This is a genomic window from Paenibacillus phocaeensis (assembly GCF_900021165.1).
GTDB lineage: Bacteria > Bacillota > Bacilli > Paenibacillales > Paenibacillaceae > Fontibacillus > Fontibacillus phocaensis.
This window is the reverse complement of the sequence record NZ_FCOQ01000031.1, coordinates 128916-147284: the sequence shown is the minus strand read 5'-3', so window position 1 is coordinate 147284 and position 18369 is coordinate 128916. Positions and strand designations below refer to the sequence as shown.

Below are 18369 nucleotides of genomic sequence, written 5' to 3'. Positions count from 1 at the left end.
TGGGCTCAAAGGTTAAACAAGATGACAGAGAGAGGGGATTCTCGGATCATGCACCAATTTGAAGAAAGCGTATACGAATTGATTGTGGAAGCTTCTACAAAATTGCCGGGGGACGTACGACGTGCGGTGAATCGGGGGCGAGCCCTGGAAAACCGGGCAACACGAGCCGGCTTGGCTATGTCGACCATCGCGCAGAACATCCGTATGGCGGAGGAGCAGGTTTCTCCAATCTGCCAGGATACCGGCATGTTGACCTTTATCGTGCATACGCCGGTAGGTGCGAACCAGATCGAGATGAAGAAGGCGATTTACGCCGCAGTGAAGCGGGCGACCAAGGAAGGCAAGCTGCGCTCGAATTCCGTGGACTCGTTAACGGGAGCAAACAGCGGGGATAATTTGGGCCCGGGTACACCGGTGATTCATTTTGAACAATGGGAGCAAGACGGAATCGATATCCGTTTAATTCTAAAAGGCGGCGGTTGCGAGAATAAAAATATCCAATACAGCCTGCCGACGGAGCTGGAAGGGCTAGGCCGGGCGGGGCGGGACCTCGACGGGATCCGCAAATGTATCCTGCATGCCGTCTACCAGGCGCAAGGGCAGGGCTGCAGCGCAGGATTCCTTGGCGTTGGCATCGGCGGCGACCGTACCACAGGGTATGAGCTGGCCAAGCAACAGCTGTTCCGCCCGCTTGATGATGTGAATCCGAATCCGGATCTGGACCGGCTTGAACGATATATTCTGGAAACGGCCAATCAACTGGGGATCGGCACGATGGGGTTCGGCGGAGAAGTGACCTTGCTGGGCTGTAAAATAGGAGCGATCAATCGGCTTCCCGCCAGCTTCTTCGTATCGGTTGCGTATAACTGCTGGGCGTTCCGCCGCCAGGGCGTGGAGATCGATCCGGCAACCGGGGCGATTCGCGAATGGCTGTATGAACGCGGCAGCGAGGTGCCGGTAGAGGAGCTGGAAGAAGCAATCGAAACGGGGGCGGCCTCCGAGGAATCGCAAGCTCCGGCCCGGCGGGAGATCATGCTGCATACCCCGGTGACAGAAGAGCAAATCCGCAGCTTGCGGGTGGGCGATGTCGTGGTCATCCACGGGGAGATGCATACCGGACGCGATGCTCTTCACAAATATTTGATGGATCATGACGCCCCTCTGGATTTGAATGGAGCGGTCATTTATCACTGCGGACCGGTGATGCTGAAGGACGATGAAGGCTGGCATGTCAAGGCGGCCGGACCAACAACCAGCATTCGCGAGGAACCGTACCAAGGGGATATCATGAAGAAATTCGGCATCCGCGCGGTGATCGGCAAGGGCGGAATGGGGCCTAAGACGCTGGCAGCCTTGAAGGAGCACGGCGGCGTGTATTTGAATGCGATCGGCGGGGCGGCGCAGTATTATGCGGAATGCATCAAGAAGGTAAACGGCGTTGATTTCATGGAGTTTGGCGTTCCGGAAGCGATGTGGCATCTGGAGGTCGAGGGGTTTGCGGCGATCGTCACGATGGATTCGCATGGAGACAGCTTGCATGAGGGCGTGGAGAAGGATTCGCTGATGAAACTGGCCGCTTTTAAGGAACCGGTGTTCAAATAAACATGAAAACCTTCCGTTCTCGTCTGACCTTGATCTTGATGATTCTGCTTGGCATTTCGATGATTGCCGCCGGCTTCACGATGGCCCAGATGTTTAAAAACTCGCATATCCGGGCACTGGAGGAAAATATGGCCCGGGAAATTAATCTGCTGGAAGCGACGTTTGATTTCATGCCTGTGGACGGGAATTCCGAGGCGAACGCTTATTACGAACGGGAGGCCAAACAGCTAGCGGAGTTGACCGATTCCCGGGTTACGTTCATCACACTGGACGGAATCGTCGTTGGCGACTCTGAATCCGATCCGGAGCGAATGGATAACCACGCCCACCGGCAGGAAATCGAATCCGCGGCCGGCGGGGATCTCGGCAGCGCGATCCGTTATAGCGACACCATCGGCGAGAATATGTTGTACGTTGCCGATCGCGTGACTTCAGGAGGGTTTGACGGATACATCCGTCTTTCCATGAGTTTGGCCGCCGTGGAGAAAGGTCTGGTTCAAGGCTGGACCTGGATGTTCGGCGGGATGCTTATCCTGTTTCTCATCGCCGGTCTCGTGAGTTACCGGGTGGCGGCGGGATTGACCAAACCGCTGGAGCAAATCACCCGCGTGGCTCACCGCATCTCCAGGTTCGATTACGACGCCCGGGTCAAGCTGGCCCGCAAGGATGAGATCGGTCAACTGGGTCTGGCGATCAACGGGATGGCCGATAGCCTGCAGCAGCAGCTTAAGCGAATTCGCGATAATGAGGATTTGATGCAGAGCGTGCTGGCGAATATGACCGGCGGCATTCTCATGGTGGATGCCACGGAGCATATCGCCCTGATTAACCGGGAGGCGGAACGAATTCTCCATATGAAGGGCGAGCAGTTGCTGGGCAAATCGTATCAGGCGCTCAAGCGCAACTATGAATTCATCAAATTCATGGAAGAAGGCATTGCCCGCAAGGAAGCGGTTCAGGAGGAACGGAACGTTTACGATCCCGAAGAGAAAATCCTACTGTTCGACAGCGTGCCGATGTTCGAGGATAACGGCAATTTCCGCGGGATGTTGTTCCTGCTGCAGGACGTCACCGAGATCCGCAAGCTGGAACGGATTCGCAGCGAATTTGTGGCCAATGTATCCCACGAATTGAAGACGCCGATCGCAGCGGTCAAGGGGTTCGCCGAGACGCTGTTGGCCGGCGGAGTGAAGGATGAGGAAACCGCTCGTTCCTTCCTGCAGATTATCTATGACGAAGGGGATCGGTTGAACCGGCTGATCGGCGATATTCTGGAGCTGTCCAAAATTGAATCGAAGCGGGTACCGCTGGAGTATGCGCCCGTGCAGCTGAATGAGCTGTTTGACAGCATTTATGAGGTACTTCTCCCGGCAGCGGGGAAAAAATCGATCTCGATGACCCACGAGGTTCCCGAGCATCTGTTCATTGAAGCGGACGAGGATCGGCTGCGGCAAATCTTCATGAATTTGCTGTCCAACGCGATCAGCTATTCCCTGGAAGGCGGAAAGGTCCGTGTTTCGGCAGGGATCGTAAGCGAAGGCGGGGACGAAGAGAAGGTACGCTTTACGGTTAGCGACACGGGGATCGGGATCCCTAAGAAGGATTTGCCGCGGATATTCGAGCGGTTCTATCGGGTGGATAAAGCCAGATCCCGCAGCTCCGGCGGTACGGGCCTAGGCTTGTCTATCGTTAAACATCTGGTGGAGCTGCATCATGGCACCATTCGCGTAGAGAGCAAAGTCGGCGAAGGGACGACGTTTATTCTGGAGCTCCCCTTGATGCACACCCTGGATGATTAAGATCGGCGCTGTTGACATACCAATAGAGTGTAAACTGTTTTTTATGAAACTTTACACCGCGTTAACAATGCCGTGATATGCTGGGCTTGTCATTAAAGTGATATTGGTTCAGATCATGAACTTGTACCGCAAACAAATGGGGGGTACTATGACACAACGTCTATTGGTTATCGAAGATGAACCGACGTTATCCCGGCTTTTATCTTACAACCTGACGAGCGAAGGGTATGAAGTTGTCGTAGAGGATCACGGGCAGACCGGTTACGAGACCGCACTGCAGCAGGATTTTGATTTGATATTGCTCGATTTGATGCTGCCGGGTATGAACGGTTTCGAGATCATGTCGAAGCTGCGGAGCGAAGGCGTGATGACGCCCGTAATTATCCTGACCGCCAAAAATGCGGAGGAAGAAGTCGTACAAGGCCTCAAATCCGGCGCTGACGACTATATCACGAAGCCGTTTGGCGTGGCCGAGCTGCTGGCGCGCGTCGCGGCGGTTCTCCGCCGTTCCACCGGTCAGGAGGAACGCGATAAGCCGGTCCAGCAGGAGAATTCGCAAATCGCGCTGGGGGCCTTGACGATTTACCCGGAGAAATACGAAGTTACGCTAAACGGGGAAGCGATCACGTTAAGACCCAAGGAGTTTGAAGTGCTGCTGTATTTGGCCCGCAAGCCTGGCGTAGTGATGACGCGGGACGATCTGATGAATGCCGTATGGGGATTCGATTACATCGGCGGGCAGCGGACGGTGGATGTGCATGTTAGCTCGCTGCGCAAGAAGCTTGAGCTGGATCCACAATCGGTGCATATCGATTCGATTCGCGGCGTCGGATATAAGCTTGTCGTTAATAAGAAGAAAGCGTCCATCATGTAATTCATGATGGGCATTCTTTTTACATAGGACTAAAGTCCCGAAAACATGAGCTTAACATTCTCCCACTATGATTCTAGTAGATAGAACCTAATGGATACCAATGGGGGAGTGGGTAGGTTGGAAAATCTGGCTATCGCCGTGCTGGAGCGTTCAGAGGAAGCGATGAAGAAGAGGACAGCGAATGAGGAAGGCGTGGATCGTTCAGGAGGGCTTCCGATAGAAAGGGGCCGCTCGGACGGGGAAGCCGTGATGGTATCGGCAGAGGCTCGCTTCGTATGCCGCAAGGTTCCGGTGATCGGAGTGGAAGTGACCTGCCGCAGCGTGCTGAAGCAGTTTCAACGTCAGCCGGAGCTGCCTTGCATTGTTGTATGTGATGATGATCACAAACCTTTGGGATTGCTGATACGAGATCGTTTCTTCCGTCATCTGGCCGGACGATTTGCCGCCGATTTATTTGATGAGGTCTCGTCGCTTCGGTTCGCCCAGCAGCAGCCGTTGATTTGCGAGCTCGATACGCCGCCCGGCGAATTGCTGGATCTCGCGTTGGGAAGGGAAGGCGCTTCCTTCTACGACGGTCTGATCTTAACCGAGAAAGGGAAATTTTACGGGATCCTGACGGTCCAAGATCTGATGCAGATGTCCCGGCAACTGCAGCGGGAGGCGGATGAGGCCAGGCAGGCGGCGGTTCGCGAAAGCCGCGACCGCATTGTCGAGATCGAGCGCTCGATCGCCGAAGTGGCGGAGTCGGCGAAACGAAGCTTGCAGGAATCTGAGCGAATGAGCGGGTTATCGGCGGAAGGGCGGCATGAGCTGGAGGCTGTAAAAGCATCGTTCGCCCGGGTGCTTGACATGACCCGTTCCCAGGAGAAGCAGATGGCGGAGCTGCTGGAACGGACGAAGCAGATCTCATCGGTTGCCGACCATATCCGCAGCCTTGCGGATCAAAGCGGCATGCTGGCGATGAATGCCTCGATTGAAGCGGCGCACGCCGGGGAACACGGTCGCGGCTTTGCGGTTGTGGCCTCCGAGGTTCGCAAGCTGGCCCTTCAGACCAAGAGCTTCTCGGAGGACATCGGCGATACACTGGGGGTCGTCAATCAATTAATCCGACAAACCGCGGTTACGACTTCTTCAACGGCCGAGGAGATGGCGGAAAGTCACGGCCGGGTCGGGAATGCAGACGAGACGTTCCAAGCGCTGGTGGAGTCCGCCCGGGCGGTGGAGCAGCGGGGACAAGAGATGTTCCGCTCCTCGGAAGCGGCAGCCGGCCGAACGAGAACGGTGCTTCATGAACTTCAGCATTTGGCGTCGTTGTCATGAGATTTTACACAGCGTTTACAATTTAGCTCATGTTCTTTTACATAAGTACGATAAAATGAAACTGTTTTACATGGAAGAATTCATAAAACGCGCATACTAAAACGAATAGCTGAAGCACCGGCACGGGCTCGCGGGAAGGCGGGTACCGTGCTTCAAGTTTGCCCGGCATTTCCCCGGTCTAACAGGCCCGGCGGCCGGAGGCGAAGATGTTTATTTATGAAGGAGAACTGTGATGGATAACATTATCCGGATTCAAAAGTTGAACTTGTACTATGACCGATTCCATGCGTTAAAGGACGTTTCTCTGGATATTCCGGAGAAGGCAATCACCGCTTTCATCGGGCCCTCCGGCTGCGGGAAGTCCACTCTCCTCCGCACGTTGAACCGGATGAATGACATGATTCCGGGCACGCGGATCGAAGGCTCCGTGCAAATCGCCGGCACCGACATTTACGGCGACGATGTCCAGGTCGAAGCGTTGCGCAAGCGGGTGGGCATGGTGTTTCAGCAGCCGAATCCTTTTCCGAAATCGATCTATGACAATGTTGCCTACGGGCCGCGGCTGCACGGCATCAAGAACAAAGCGGCGCTGGACGAAATCGTGGAACGAAGCCTTCGGCAAGCCGTGCTGTGGGACGAGGTGAAGGATTTCCTGAAACGGTCGGCACTCAGCTTATCCGGCGGGCAGCAGCAGCGTCTTTGTATTGCCCGGGCCATCGCCGTGCAGCCGGATATTCTCCTGATGGATGAAGCCACTTCAGCGCTGGACCCGATTTCGACCCTCAAGATTGAGGAACTGGTGCAGCAATTAAAAGATAGTTATACGATCGTCATGGTGACGCATAACATGCATCAGGCGGCGCGGATATCGGGCCGGACCGTCTTCTTCCTGAACGGGGAGATCGTCGAGGCGGACGATACGCAGAAGCTCTTCTCCACGCCGCAGGATCCACGCACTGAAGATTACATTTCCGGTCGTTTCGGATAATAAGGAGGCTGCAGCAAGATGATTCAAAGAAAGGAATTTGATCAGAACCTGGAGGATTTAAGGCAGCTGCTGAGACAAATGGGCGAGCATGTTGAGCATGCGTTGGCGGAGGCGATCAGCGCCCTGCAGACCCTGGACTCGGCCAAAGCGAAAGTGATCGTGGAGCGCGACGTGGAACTGAACCGGATGGAGGAACAGGTTATGGAGATCGGCTCGCGGCTGATCGTGACCCAACAGCCGGTCGCCAAGGATCTCCGGCGGATCATCGTGGCGTTCAAAATATCCAGTGACCTGGAGCGAATGGGAGACCTGGCCATCGATATCGCCAAGGTTACCACGCGGCTGGAAGGCCAGAAATTAATCAAGCCGCTGATCGATATTCCGAAAATGTCCGAGCTGGTCATTCTGATGCTGCGGGAATCGCTGCAATCGTATCTGGACGAGAACACCGACTTGGCCTATAAAATGGCGAAGGATGACGATGAAGTCGATCACCTGTACAGCCAAATGATTCACGAGCTGTATTCGTTTATGATCTCCAACCCGGAATCGCTTCAGCAAGCGATGCTGCTGACGCTGGTGGGCCGGTATATCGAACGGATTGCCGACCATGCGACGAATATCGGCGAAAGCGCCGTTTATCTGGTGACCGGTCATCGCCCGGATCTGAACCAATAAATTCAGCTATGCCTGCGTTCCGCCGGCTGCCACTTGCGAAATTTCGCGAGCGGCAGCCGGTTTTTCTTTTCCAGGACCGGCTTTGGTGTTATCGGGATGGCCCCTGTGTTATCATAAGAACAGGTAGAAAACTGTGGACGAGGTGTCGTATGGAAAAATTGATACTTATAGATGGGAACAGCATTATTTACCGGGCATTTTTTGCCATGCCCCCGCTTACGAATTCCAGCGGTCTTCATACGAATGCCGTTTACGGGTTCACGAACATGCTGCTGCGTTTGATACAGGAGGAGCGCCCCACGCATATGCTGGTCGCCTTTGATGCGGGGAAGGTGACGTTCCGGCATGAAGGTTATCAGGAATATAAAGGAGGGCGCGACAAAACCCCGTCCGAGCTGTCCGAGCAATTTCCGCTGATGCGCGAACTGTTGGAAAGCTTCGGCATCGCCTGGTTTGAATTGGCCGGATATGAAGCCGACGACATCATCGGCACCTTAAGCAAACGGGCGGAGGAAGCCGGTCAAGAGGTGCTTGTCGTGACCGGGGATAAAGATATGCTGCAGGTCGTCAGCGACCGGGTAAAAGTGGCGTTAACGCGCAAGGGCGTCAGTGAAGTCGAGCCTTACGATCCGCAGCAAATTCAGGAGAAATATGGGCTGAAGCCGCTGCAAATCATCGATTTGAAGGGGCTGATGGGCGATGCGTCCGACAATATTCCGGGGGTTCCGGGGATCGGGGAGAAGACGGCGCTGAAGCTGCTGCACCAGTTTGGTTCTGTGGAGGAAGTCCTGGCCCATACCGATGAATTGAAGGGCAAGATGAAGGAAAACCTCGTAAACCACGCGGACGACGCTCGCATGAGCAAGCAGCTGGCAACCATCTTCCGCGAGGTTCCTGTGGAGCGCTCCTGGGATGAGATGAAGTTTGACGGCATCCAGGAGGAGACCGCCGTACCGGTACTGCGCAAGCTGGAGTTCAAGTCGCTCCTGGAGCGGATGTCCTTTGCCGGGGGCGGGAATGCTGGCGGTGAAGCGGCTCCCGCAGAGCAGGTTGCCATCGAGGTTACGACGGTTGACCGGGATAACGTTTCCGAACTGACGGCGGATTTGCCCAATATCGAAGGGATCATCGTGGAGTCCTACGGGGATAACCCGCATCAAGCCACGTTGATGGGCATGGTGATGTCCACCTCAAGCCGACATTATTTCCTGCCGGTTGATATGCTGCAAGCGGAGGAAGCCGCGGAGGTCCGCGACTGGCTCGCCGACGAGCAGGTGCCGAAGCGCGGGTATGATCTGCATCGGGCGGACTTGGTGCTGTTCTGGCAAGGGGTCTTGTTTGCCGGGGCGGAACATGATGTGCAGCTCGCGGCTTATTTGCTGGATCCGACGGAAAATGATCAGACGATCAGCGGATTGGCGGCGAAATACCAGTTGCCGCCGGTGCCCGGCGACGATGAAGTCTATGGCAAAGGCGCCAAATTCAAGGTGCCGGAGCCGGAGGTGTTAAGCCGCCATCTGGCTCGCAAAGCGGACGCCCTGCTGCGGATCCTGCCGCTGCAACGGCAAGAGCTGGCGAAATATGAAATGGAGCGGCTGTTCTATGAGCTGGAAATGCCGTTGTCTCGAATCTTGGCTGACATGGAGAAGCAAGGCGTCGCCGTGAACAAGGAAGCCTTGAAAGAACTTGGCGTAGAATTTGAAGCTCAAATCCATAAATTGGTCGAGCGAATTTATGAAATCGCCGGCCTGGAGTTTAATATCAATTCCACTAAGCAGTTAGGGGAAATCCTGTTCGACAAGCTGGGGCTGCCGGTCATCAAGAAGACCAAAACCGGCTATTCCACCGACGCGGAAGTGTTGGAGAAATTGGCGCCTTATCATGAGATCGTTCAGTTTATTCTGGAATATCGGCAGTTGGCCAAGCTGCAATCCACCTATGTCGAAGGCCTGCTGAAGGAGATCTCGCCGAAAACAGGCAAGGTGCATACGTATTTCCGGCAGACGATCGCCGCCACCGGCCGCTTGAGCAGCCAGTTCCCGAATTTGCAGAATATTCCGATTCGGCTCGAGGAGGGCCGCAAAATCCGCAAGGTATTTGTGCCGTCGGAGGAAGGCTGGTTTATTCTGGCTGCGGACTACTCGCAAATTGAGCTTCGCGTGTTGGCTCACATTTCCGGGGATCCCGGATTGCAGGAAGCGTTCCTGCACGATATGGACATCCATACGAAAACCGCCATGGACGTGTTTGGCGTAGATCCCGATCAAGTGGACGCCAATATGCGCCGTTCGGCCAAAGCGGTCAATTTCGGGATCGTGTACGGGATCAGCGACTATGGATTGTCCCAGAACCTGAATATTACGCGGAAAGAAGCCGCCCGGTTCATCGAGCAATATTTCAATGCCTTCCAGGGCGTTCGACGTTATATGGACGATATTGTCAAGGAAGCCAAGCGGGACGGTTACGTCAAAACGCTGCTGGAGCGCCGCCGCTATCTGCCGGAGATCAACGCATCGAACTTCAACCTGCGCTCCTTCGCTGAACGCACGGCCATGAATACCCCGATTCAGGGCACCGCAGCGGACATCATCAAGCTGGCGATGGTGCGGATGGACGAGGAGCTGCACAAGCATGGGCTCAAGAGCCGTATGCTGCTCCAGGTACATGACGAATTGGTGTTCGAGGTCCCGCCGGAGGAGCTGGAGATCATGAGCAAGCTTGTGCCGGAGACGATGGGGAAGGCGTTGGAGCTCTCGGTGCCGCTTAAGGCGGAAGTATCCAGCGGACTTAATTGGTACGAAGCGAAGTAGTCGCCGCTGTGACGATAACAACTTAGATTGAGGTGAGGGGATATGCCGGAATTGCCGGAGGTCGAAACGGTCCGACGGACCTTGACCCAGCTGATTGTCGGGAAAACGATCCAAAGTGTCCAGGTGTACTTGCCGCGGATTATTCAACGCCCCGACGATATCCAGCGATTTGAAATCGAGCTTGCTGGACATACCATATTGGAAATCGGACGCCGCGGTAAATTTTTGCGCATCGTCATGGACGGGCTGGTGCTCGTCTCCCATTTGCGAATGGAAGGGCGTTACGGGGTGTATCGGACCGGTGATGAGGTGGAGAAGCATACCCATGTGATCTTCCGGTTTACAGACGGCACCGAGCTCCGTTATAAGGACGTGCGTCAGTTCGGCACTATGCATCTGTTTGCGCCGGGCGAGGAATTGATGCAGAAGCCTTTGGCGAAGCTGGGATTAGAGCCGCTGGCGGATACTTTTACGGTCACAGCCTTCCAGGAAATAATTTCCCGGCGAACCACGAAGATTAAGCCGGCGCTGTTGAACCAGGAATATATTGTGGGCCTGGGGAATATTTATGTAGATGAAGCGTTGTTCCGGGCGGGAATCCATCCGGAGCATCCGGCGGACAAGCTGACCCAGCCGCAGTTGGAGCGGCTGCACAACGCCATTGTGGAAACCCTGACCGAAGCGGTAGAAGCGGGAGGCTCCTCCATTAAATCTTACGTCAACGGACAGGGGGAGATGGGAATGTTCCAGCACGCTCTCCGAATGTACGGACGCCAAGGAGAACCCTGTCTGAATTGCGGACAACCGGTGGTGAAGACCGTCGTAGGGGGACGGGGAACGCATTTTTGCCCGAATTGTCAACCGCCTTACCGGACAAGCCGCAAGGCGGGCACCCGAGCCAAGCAAGAGGTATAGACCGAAGCTCCAAGTCAGAACAGTGAGGTGTTAAGGGAATGAACATCGGACTCACCGGTGGAATCGCTACCGGGAAAAGCACGGTTTCCCGCATGTTGGCCAGCCGCGGTGCCGCTGTGATCGATGCGGATGTGATCGCCAGAGAGATTATGGAGCCGGGCCATCCGGTACTGGCTGCGGTCCGCGAGCGGTTTGGTCCGGCTGTGCTTCACCCCGACGGGACGCTCGATCGCAAGCAGCTTGGCGAAATCGTCTTCTCGCATCCCGAGGAGCGCAAGGCGCTGGAGGCGCTCACGCATCCTGCGATCCGCTCCGAAATGAAGCGGCGCTTGGACGAACTGGAAGAAGCGGATCCGCAAAGGTTGGTGGTGGCGGATATCCCGCTGCTCTACGAATCGGGACTCGATCCGTTATATGAAGAAATTATGGTGGTATATGTGCCGCGTGCGCTGCAGTTGTCCCGGTTAATCCTTAGGGACGGGTTGTCCCGGGAGGCGGCCGAGCAGCGATTAAGCGCCCAGATGGATATAGAACTCAAGAAGGAGAGGGCGGATATTTTGATTGATAACAGCGGTGGACTTGAAGAGACGGAGCGGCAGATCGACGTCTTTTGGCGGGATAAGGGACTACGATGAGGTGGCTTCGCAAAAAGAGAGTCCTGCTTCTGCTGTTCATCGGTTTCATAGTCCTTATCTTTTTCAATTCGGCTTGGCTTTCGTTAATTTATCCGATTTATTATAAAGAGGAAATTCGACTCCATGCCAAAAACAACGGCCTGGACCCGTTTATCGTCGCTGCGATCATTAAGGTGGAGACGAACTATAAATCGGGGGCGGAGTCCCGGAAAGGCGCGCTGGGAATAATGCAGATCATGCCGGATACGGCGGAATGGGTCATTTCCAAAGCAAAGCTGCCCAATACGACGCTGGAGGACATCCGTAACGAGACGGAGACGAATATTCAGATCGGTACCTGGTATCTGGCCTCGCTCTCTGAGCAATTTGACGGCAATCAAATCGCCATGATCGCCGCCTATAACGCCGGGCCAACCCATGTGAAGAATTGGCTGAAGAGCGGGCGCTGGGACGGGCGGCTGGAGACGGCCCAGAACATTCCGTTTGGCGAAACCCGGCATTATGTTCAACGGGTCTCCCATTACTACAAGCAATATCTGAAAATTTACGACGAGTTTTAGGCGGTGTTTTGCGGCGGAAGGCAGACAAAAAAAGAAAGCATTGACCGGCTTAGCGCCAGCCAATGCTCTCTTTAGCTGATCGGTTTATTTGAATTGACCTGCCAGCTGTTGTTCAGCCAGGGTGACCAAACGTTTCGTAATGAAACCACCGATCGAACCGTTTTCGTAAGAAGTCAGGTTACCAGCATATCCGTCTTGTGGGAAAGAGATGCCAAGCTCCTGAGCGATTTCATATTTCATTTGATCCAAAGCTCCGGAAGCTTGTCTAACCACCAGGTCGTTCGAAGAATTATTATTTTGGGCCATGATTGTTCACCTCCTTGTGGTTGGTAACAGTATTATGTGCCGGACTATCAACTTCAATCCGATAAATTTAAAGTAATTTATTGCCAATCGGCAGAAAAGCCGTCAGAACGGCGGTTACGAGGGGAGGTGTTCTAGCTTGAAGTGTCCGTATTGCGACTATTTAGGGACGAAGGTGCTCGATTCCAGGCCGGCGAACGAGAACCGTTCCATCCGCCGCCGCCGCGAATGCGAGAAGTGCAGCCGGCGGTTTACGACGTTTGAAATGGTGGAGGAAATGCCGCTGATTGTCATCAAGAAAGACGGCAGCCGCGAGGAATTCAGTCGGGAGAAGATGTTGCGGGGGTTGATTCGAGCCTGCGAGAAACGTCCGGTCTCCGTGGAGCAGCTGGAATCGATCGTATCCGAGGTGGAGCGTTCCCTCCGTCACTCGGCGAACGCCGAGGTGGAAAGCCGGGGGATCGGCGAATTGGTGATGGAGCAGCTGTACCCGGTGGACGAAGTGGCTTACGTTCGGTTTGCTTCGGTATATCGCCAATTTAAAGATATCAACATGTTTATGAAAGAACTCAAGGGGCTGTTGTCCAAAAATACAGGAGTCACAGAATAGCTGCAACCATCGAGCACTCTTCGCCGTCTGGCGGGAGTGTTTTTTGTTTTTTTGCAAAGACTAAATGAAACCGGAAATTCGCCTCCTCATTTTACACAAAATTTACAAAACGAAAACACGGGATTGATCTTCGCTTTCTATAATCAAATTGTAAATCATATAAGGGGGATACCTAAGACAATGAAAAAGAGTATGCTATTGGTTTTGACTTTGGTATTAAGCTTAACGCTGGCGGCATGCGGTCAAAACAACAACGCGGCACCAAACAACACAGCCGGCACAAACGGCGGCACCACAGATGAGGCATCTGCGAACAACGGCGGAAACGCAGCGGCATCGGAACTGACGGGGTCGATCCTGGCTGTAGGTTCCTCGGCATTGCAACCTTTGGTAGACCAAGTTTCGAAAAAATTCATGGATCAAAATCCTAACGTTTCTATACAAGTTCAAGGCGGCGGCAGCGGCACAGGGTTGACGCAAGTATCCGGAGGCCAAGCGGACATCGGGAACTCCGACGTCTTCGCAGAAGAGAAGCTGGAAGCAGCTCAAGCCGGCGAATTGGTGGATCATCAAGTTGCTGTTGTGGCGATGGCAGCCGTCGTCAATCCGGACATCACCGTCGACAATCTGACGAAGGACCAACTGGTACAGATTTTCACGGGCAAAGTGACCAACTGGAAAGAGGTAGGCGGTCCGGATCAAGCGATTCAAATCGTCAACCGTCCATCGAGCTCCGGAACTCGCGCGACCTTTGAGAAATATGCGCTGGGCACGAAAACGGAAGACCTGCAGGGTTCGATTCAAGAGGATTCCTCCGGTACGGTGAAGAAGCTGGTCGGCGAAACGCCGGGAGCCATCGGATATCTTGCTTTGTCCTACCTTGACGATTCCGTAAAAGCCGTGAAATACGAAGGCGTTGATGCAACGGAAGAGAACGTGGCGAACGGAACTTATCCGGTATGGGCTTATGAGCACATGTACACGAAAGGCGAGCCAAACGAAGTCGTCAAAGCTTTCCTGGACTACATGGTTTCCCCTGACGTACAAAGCGACAACGGCGACGTCGTAGAACTTGGCTATATTCCGATCAGCAAAATGCAAGTCAAACGCGATGTTGACGGCAACATCACGAAGTAAGAATTAGCAGGACTCGATAACATCATATCGGCGCGGCAAGAGGCGGACTGTTCTGCCTCTTTCTGTGCTGTTATTAAAGGGAGAGGTTTCATGGCTCAGTCCGGCGGAAGAAAAAAAATACAACCGCATATTCTCGAGGAATGGACCGGCAAGATTTACGCATCATTTTGTATCGTGCTGCTGGTGGTCACCATCTTCTCGATGGTTTATTATGTAGCAACTAAAGGGTTAAGCACCTTTTTTCAAGACGGGATCGCATTCGGCGAAATATTCGGCAGCACGAACTGGAAGCCGGATGGGGAAACTCCGGTATTCGGCGCCCTTCCGTTTATTTTGGGCTCGTTCAGCACCTCGATTCTGGCGGCGCTGATCGCGGCTCCGCTCGGGATTTGCGCAGCCTTGTTTATGGTCGAAATCATGCCGAAGTTCGGCAAGAAGTATTTGCAGCCAGTGATTGAACTGTTGGCCGGCATCCCTTCGGTTGTTTACGGCTTTGTGGGGCTTAGCGTCATCGTTCCTTTTTACCGGGATATTTTCCCGGGACAAGGTCTGGGCATCCTGGCCGGCGCAACGGTGTTGTCGATCATGATTTTGCCGACGATTACCTCGATCGCCACCGATGCGCTGGCGGCTTTGCCTCCCGGTTTGAAAGAAGGTTCTTACGCTCTCGGTGCGACGCGTTGGCAGACGCTGTCCCGGACCGTCTTGCCGACGACCCTGCCGGCTTTGCTGACCGGGGTTGTGCTGGGGATGGCTCGGGCATTCGGGGAAGCTTTGGCGGTGCAGATGGTTATCGGGAATGCGCCGCATATTCCGCGTTCGCTCTTTGAATCCACTTCTACACTAACCAGCGTCATTACGTTGAGCATGGGGAATACGGTAATGGGCTCGACGCAGAATAACGTCCTCTGGACGCTGGCATTGATCTTGATGCTGATGACGTTTGTATTCGTCTTTATCGTCCGGTGGCTGGAAAGGAGAGCAAAACGATGAGCGCAAGAACCGTAGATAAGATCGCAACGGCCGTTATCATCGCTTTGGCCGGTTTGATCGTTCTCATTATGGCGGGGTTGCTCGGCTTTATTTTGGTTCGGGGGCTGGGCCATATCAGCTTTGATTTTCTCACATCGCCGCCCGAAACGATCAAGGAAGGCGGCGGGATCGGACCGCAATTATTTAATTCCTTGTTTCTCTTGGTCTTAACTATGATCATCACGGTTCCGCTGGGGATCGGGGCAGGAATTTACATGAGCGAATACGCCAAGCCCGGAAAGGTGACCGATTTTATCCGCTTGATCGTCGAAGTGTTATCTTCCTTCCCGTCGATCGTCGTTGGTTTGTTTGGATTGCTCGTTATCGTCAACCTGTTTGGCTTCGGCTTCTCCCTGTTCTCGGGGGCGCTGGCGTTAACGATCTTTAATCTGCCGCTGATGGTGCGGATCACGGAGCAGGGGTTGGCCAGCGTGCCGCAGGCTCAGAAGGAAGCCAGCTTGGCGCTGGGCTTGTCCAAGTGGAAGACCATTCAATCGGTCATGCTCCCAATCGCCTTGCCGATCATCCTGACCGGGACGATCCTGGCGGCGGGCCGCGTGTTCGGCGAAGCGGCGGCGCTCCTGTTTACGGCCGGCATGAGCAGCCCGCGGCTCGACTTCGGCAACTGGAATCCACTTAGCCCGACATCCCCGTTAAATCCGTTCCGTCCGGCGGAGACGCTAGCCGTTCATATCTGGAAGATCAATTCCGAAGGCTTGGCGCCGGATGCACCCGAAATCGCCGCCGGCGCTTCGGCCGTCCTGATTCTGACCGTGCTGGTATTCAACCTGCTGGCCCGCTGGCTCGGACGCGTGATGCTCAAGAAATTTACGGCGACGAAATAGGAGGACGAAGCCAGTGCCCAATATTGAACTATCAACGAAAGACCTGAGCGTTTATTACGGAGAGAAGCAAGCTGTTAAGAATATCTCGCTTGATTTTGCTTCCCGGCAGGTGACGGCTTTGATCGGCCCTTCCGGGTGCGGCAAATCCACCTTCCTGCGCAGCTTGAACCGGATGAATGATCTTATTAGCGGGGCGAAGATCACGGGGGAAATCTGGATCGGGGACGACAATATCAACGATCCGAAGACCGACGTCGTGCTGCTGCGGCAGAAGATCGGCATGGTCTGGCAGCGGCCGAATCCGTTCCATAAGTCCATTTATGAAAATATTGCGTTCGGGCCGCGATATCACGGCATTCGGAACAAGAAGAAGCTCGATCAAATCGTCGAGGAATCGCTGACCAAAGCGGCGTTATGGAACGAAACGAAGGACCGGCTGCACAGCTCCGCCCTCGCGTTGTCCGGCGGCCAGCAGCAAAGGCTGTGTATCGCAAGGTCGATCGCGGTAAATCCGAGCATTATCCTGATGGATGAGCCCGCGTCGGCTTTGGACCCGGTATCCAGCGCCAAAATCGAGGAGCTGATCGCCGAGCTCAAGCAAGATTACTGCATCATCATCGTCACGCACAATATGCATCAGGCGGCGCGCGTATCGGAGAAGACGGCGTTCTTCCTGATGGGGGAACTGGTCGAATACGACGATACGAGCAAAATCTTCACCAATCCGTCCGAGAAACGAACGGATGATTATATTTCCGGCCGGTTCGGATAAGCTCCGCGCCGATCGTTGGAATGACAGATCCAGGGCCAAACCGGACAACCTTGTCCGGCTTGGCCTTTTTTTCGCGACGACGGGACCAGCCGGACCAAGGTCGGGGGGGCGCCCCGTCTGCGGCCGCTTTTAGATTGGAAAATCTACGTATATACTGATAACATAAGAGAAAAGGACTTACTGGCGCGGGCGGCGCCCGGAATGACTAAAGGAGATTGCAGGATGAATATATTGGAATGGATTGAAAGGATGTTTGAGCAATACGGCTATTTTGTTCTGCTGCTCGGACTCCCCATCGATTTTATTGCGCTGCCGCTGCCGCCAGGTCAAACGACATTGACCTATACGGGATACTTAGCTTATAAGGACGTGCTTGATCTCCTGCCGGCGATGCTTGCCGCATATGCCGGATCGGTGGTTGGGGTGACCATCACCTATTTCATCGGGCATCGGGTTGGCGCGCCGCTGATTGAGCGGTATGGAAAGTGGATTCTGGTGAAGCCCTCGCATTTGGATAAAACGAGACGGGTTTACGAGAAATATGGCAATAAGATGCTGTTGATCAGTTTTTTCGTGCCGGGCGTGAGGCAGTTTTTCGGTTATTTTGTCGGCATTATCCGCATCCCTTTTCGTACCTTCGCTTTATACGCATACACTGGGGCAGCCCTATGGGTGGCCGCATTTGTAGGCATCGGATTTGTGTTTGGCGAACAATGGCAGGTTGCAATTGATCTCGTGGAGAAATATTTGAAGTACTTCTTTATGGGATTGGGCGCGCTGCTGGTCGTGCTGGTGTACATGAAATGGCGGCGTTGGAGGGTGAAAGTAGCCAAGCTCTCCCGGTAACGTCCAAAAGGCGCGGGATCGGATCCCGCGCCTTAGCTATTTTTTTCGTCTTTTTTTATTTTCGGGTTTGCTTCGGAGCAGCATGAATTGATCGATCAGCGTCTCCTCGATCTCTCCTTCGGAAGTCCCGTTGCCGATTTGGGCTTTTTCCTCTTTCAACTTCATCAGGGAGAGCAAATCGAAAAAGTCCCCTAGAACAGTGAACCCGGCACCGATAATCGCCAGGTCGTCCGAGGAGATGTCATCGTCTTGGAGTCTTCGGTATTGACGCCTCTTTTTTCCTCCCAAGAACACCACCCGCTTTTAAGATTGACTTGTTCCATCATATGCAAACCGCAAAAATCATGATTAGGCGGCTGCAACGAACAGAGGCTGGAACTATTCGTGAGTTTGGGATGCTGAGCCGCACCAACCCATTTTTGTTGCTCTCCGCGAATGTCCCGATCTTTCGCAGGCGGGGCGTAATATGATGTTCTATATTTAAAAAGGAGGGAAAATCAATGTCGGGATATGAAAATGGCGTAGGCAACGTAGGTTACGGTGGGTTCTGGACTTCCACAGGAACGATCCTGGTTCTGTTCATTCTGCTGGTCATCATCTCCAGAGCGCTTATCGTATAATTGAGGCGTACGTCTCGACAAAA

At 54.1% G+C, this 18369-nt stretch carries 19 protein-coding genes; 17 read left to right on the top strand and 2 right to left on the bottom strand.

Translation table 11 applies throughout. From position 1 onward, the window contains the following. Nucleotides 1-48 precede the first annotated feature (48 nt). From BN3795_RS20220 to BN3795_RS20175, 10 genes are all read left to right on the top strand, one after another. The gene (locus BN3795_RS20220) at nucleotides 49-1602 is read left to right on the top strand and encodes a fumarate hydratase (RefSeq protein ID WP_068786500.1); all 1554 of its coding nucleotides are present in this window, start codon (nucleotides 49-51) and stop codon (nucleotides 1600-1602) included. Between the two features lie 2 nt (nucleotides 1603-1604). Continuing rightward, nucleotides 1605-3401, top strand: coding sequence for a two-component system histidine kinase PnpS (gene pnpS / locus BN3795_RS20215; protein WP_068786499.1), 1797 nt, complete (start codon nucleotides 1605-1607; stop codon nucleotides 3399-3401). A gap of 148 nt (nucleotides 3402-3549) precedes the next feature. Beyond that, nucleotides 3550-4275 carry a response regulator transcription factor gene (locus tag BN3795_RS20210; protein WP_068786498.1) on the top strand — a complete coding sequence of 242 codons (726 nt, stop codon included), beginning with the start codon at nucleotides 3550-3552 and terminating at the stop codon, nucleotides 4273-4275. Between the two features lie 117 nt (nucleotides 4276-4392). Continuing rightward, entirely contained in the window at nucleotides 4393-5595 is a 1203-nt protein-coding gene (locus tag BN3795_RS20205; protein ID WP_068786497.1) for a methyl-accepting chemotaxis protein, read from the top strand. A gap of 232 nt (nucleotides 5596-5827) precedes the next feature. Further along, nucleotides 5828-6583 (top strand): phosphate ABC transporter ATP-binding protein PstB, encoded by a 756-nt coding sequence (gene pstB / locus BN3795_RS20200; RefSeq protein ID WP_068786496.1) that lies wholly within the window; start codon nucleotides 5828-5830, stop codon nucleotides 6581-6583. A gap of 18 nt (nucleotides 6584-6601) precedes the next feature. After that, nucleotides 6602-7261, top strand: coding sequence for a phosphate signaling complex protein PhoU (gene phoU, locus BN3795_RS20195; RefSeq protein WP_068786495.1), 660 nt, complete (start codon nucleotides 6602-6604; stop codon nucleotides 7259-7261). Nucleotides 7262-7410: 149 nt separating this feature from the next. Then, complete coding sequence (polA, locus tag BN3795_RS20190) at nucleotides 7411-10071, top strand: DNA polymerase I (RefSeq protein ID WP_068786494.1); 2661 nt, start codon at nucleotides 7411-7413, stop codon at nucleotides 10069-10071. Nucleotides 10072-10113: 42 nt separating this feature from the next. Continuing rightward, nucleotides 10114-10986: a DNA-formamidopyrimidine glycosylase gene (mutM, locus tag BN3795_RS20185; protein ID WP_068786493.1), complete on the top strand. Its 873-nt coding sequence runs from the start codon at nucleotides 10114-10116 to the stop codon at nucleotides 10984-10986. Between the two features lie 38 nt (nucleotides 10987-11024). Then, a complete protein-coding gene (coaE, locus tag BN3795_RS20180) occupies nucleotides 11025-11621 on the top strand; it encodes a dephospho-CoA kinase (RefSeq protein WP_068786492.1) in 597 nt (198 codons plus the stop codon). Beyond that, nucleotides 11618-12181 carry a lytic transglycosylase domain-containing protein gene (locus tag BN3795_RS20175; protein ID WP_068786491.1) on the top strand — a complete coding sequence of 188 codons (564 nt, stop codon included), beginning with the start codon at nucleotides 11618-11620 and terminating at the stop codon, nucleotides 12179-12181. The genes coaE and BN3795_RS20175 overlap by 4 nt, the downstream gene beginning before the upstream one ends. 84 nt (nucleotides 12182-12265) lie before the next feature. Here BN3795_RS20175 and BN3795_RS20170 read toward each other — a convergent pair whose 3' ends face one another. Continuing rightward, nucleotides 12266-12487 (bottom strand): alpha/beta-type small acid-soluble spore protein, encoded by a 222-nt coding sequence (locus tag BN3795_RS20170; protein WP_059046046.1) that lies wholly within the window; start codon nucleotides 12485-12487, stop codon nucleotides 12266-12268. Nucleotides 12488-12623: 136 nt separating this feature from the next. Here BN3795_RS20170 and nrdR point away from each other — a divergent pair, with 136 nt between their 5' ends. From nrdR to BN3795_RS20140, 6 genes are all read left to right on the top strand, one after another. Beyond that, on the top strand, nucleotides 12624-13094 hold the full coding sequence (gene nrdR / locus BN3795_RS20165; protein ID WP_068786490.1) for a transcriptional regulator NrdR: 471 nt from the start codon (nucleotides 12624-12626) through the stop codon (nucleotides 13092-13094). Nucleotides 13095-13274: 180 nt separating this feature from the next. Then, nucleotides 13275-14231 carry a phosphate ABC transporter substrate-binding protein gene (locus BN3795_RS20160; protein ID WP_068786489.1) on the top strand — a complete coding sequence of 319 codons (957 nt, stop codon included), beginning with the start codon at nucleotides 13275-13277 and terminating at the stop codon, nucleotides 14229-14231. Between the two features lie 90 nt (nucleotides 14232-14321). After that, nucleotides 14322-15224 (top strand): phosphate ABC transporter permease subunit PstC, encoded by a 903-nt coding sequence (pstC, locus tag BN3795_RS20155; protein WP_068786488.1) that lies wholly within the window; start codon nucleotides 14322-14324, stop codon nucleotides 15222-15224. Next, on the top strand, nucleotides 15221-16108 hold the full coding sequence (gene pstA / locus BN3795_RS20150; protein ID WP_068786487.1) for a phosphate ABC transporter permease PstA: 888 nt from the start codon (nucleotides 15221-15223) through the stop codon (nucleotides 16106-16108). Before pstC ends, pstA begins: the two co-directional genes overlap by 4 nt. A 13-nt stretch (nucleotides 16109-16121) precedes the next feature. Beyond that, complete coding sequence (gene pstB / locus BN3795_RS20145) at nucleotides 16122-16880, top strand: phosphate ABC transporter ATP-binding protein PstB (protein ID WP_068786486.1); 759 nt, start codon at nucleotides 16122-16124, stop codon at nucleotides 16878-16880. Nucleotides 16881-17102: 222 nt separating this feature from the next. After that, the gene (locus BN3795_RS20140) at nucleotides 17103-17726 is read left to right on the top strand and encodes a DedA family protein (RefSeq protein WP_068786485.1); all 624 of its coding nucleotides are present in this window, start codon (nucleotides 17103-17105) and stop codon (nucleotides 17724-17726) included. A gap of 36 nt (nucleotides 17727-17762) precedes the next feature. On the opposite strand, the gene BN3795_RS20135 is transcribed toward BN3795_RS20140, so the two are convergent. Beyond that, complete coding sequence (locus tag BN3795_RS20135; protein WP_232729992.1) at nucleotides 17763-18020, bottom strand: hypothetical protein; 258 nt, start codon at nucleotides 18018-18020, stop codon at nucleotides 17763-17765. Nucleotides 18021-18226: 206 nt separating this feature from the next. On the opposite strand from BN3795_RS20135, the gene BN3795_RS25665 reads away from it, so the two are divergent. Next, the gene (locus BN3795_RS25665) at nucleotides 18227-18346 is read left to right on the top strand and encodes a sporulation protein YjcZ (protein ID WP_198342965.1); all 120 of its coding nucleotides are present in this window, start codon (nucleotides 18227-18229) and stop codon (nucleotides 18344-18346) included. Nucleotides 18347-18369: the final 23 nt, after the last annotated feature.

Excerpts from the sequence above, each read along its gene's own strand:
- BN3795_RS20220 (WP_068786500.1), top strand. The coding sequence starts at position 49 with ATGCACCAATTTGAAGAAAGCGTATACGAATTGATTGTGGAAGCTTCT.
- pnpS (WP_068786499.1), top strand. The coding sequence starts at position 1,605 with ATGAAAACCTTCCGTTCTCGTCTGACCTTGATCTTGATGATTCTGCTT.
- BN3795_RS20210 (WP_068786498.1), top strand. The coding sequence starts at position 3,550 with ATGACACAACGTCTATTGGTTATCGAAGATGAACCGACGTTATCCCGG.
- pstB (WP_068786496.1), top strand. The coding sequence starts at position 5,828 with ATGGATAACATTATCCGGATTCAAAAGTTGAACTTGTACTATGACCGA.
- phoU (WP_068786495.1), top strand. The coding sequence starts at position 6,602 with ATGATTCAAAGAAAGGAATTTGATCAGAACCTGGAGGATTTAAGGCAG.
- polA (WP_068786494.1), top strand. The coding sequence starts at position 7,411 with ATGGAAAAATTGATACTTATAGATGGGAACAGCATTATTTACCGGGCA.
- mutM (WP_068786493.1), top strand. The coding sequence starts at position 10,114 with ATGCCGGAATTGCCGGAGGTCGAAACGGTCCGACGGACCTTGACCCAG.
- coaE (WP_068786492.1), top strand. The coding sequence starts at position 11,025 with ATGAACATCGGACTCACCGGTGGAATCGCTACCGGGAAAAGCACGGTT.
- BN3795_RS20175 (WP_068786491.1), top strand. The coding sequence starts at position 11,618 with ATGAGGTGGCTTCGCAAAAAGAGAGTCCTGCTTCTGCTGTTCATCGGT.
- BN3795_RS20170 (WP_059046046.1), bottom strand. The coding sequence starts at position 12,487 with ATGGCCCAAAATAATAATTCTTCGAACGACCTGGTGGTTAGACAAGCT.
- BN3795_RS20160 (WP_068786489.1), top strand. The coding sequence starts at position 13,275 with ATGAAAAAGAGTATGCTATTGGTTTTGACTTTGGTATTAAGCTTAACG.
- pstC (WP_068786488.1), top strand. The coding sequence starts at position 14,322 with ATGGCTCAGTCCGGCGGAAGAAAAAAAATACAACCGCATATTCTCGAG.
- pstA (WP_068786487.1), top strand. The coding sequence starts at position 15,221 with ATGAGCGCAAGAACCGTAGATAAGATCGCAACGGCCGTTATCATCGCT.
- BN3795_RS20140 (WP_068786485.1), top strand. The coding sequence starts at position 17,103 with ATGAATATATTGGAATGGATTGAAAGGATGTTTGAGCAATACGGCTAT.
- BN3795_RS25665 (WP_198342965.1), top strand. The coding sequence starts at position 18,227 with ATGTCGGGATATGAAAATGGCGTAGGCAACGTAGGTTACGGTGGGTTC.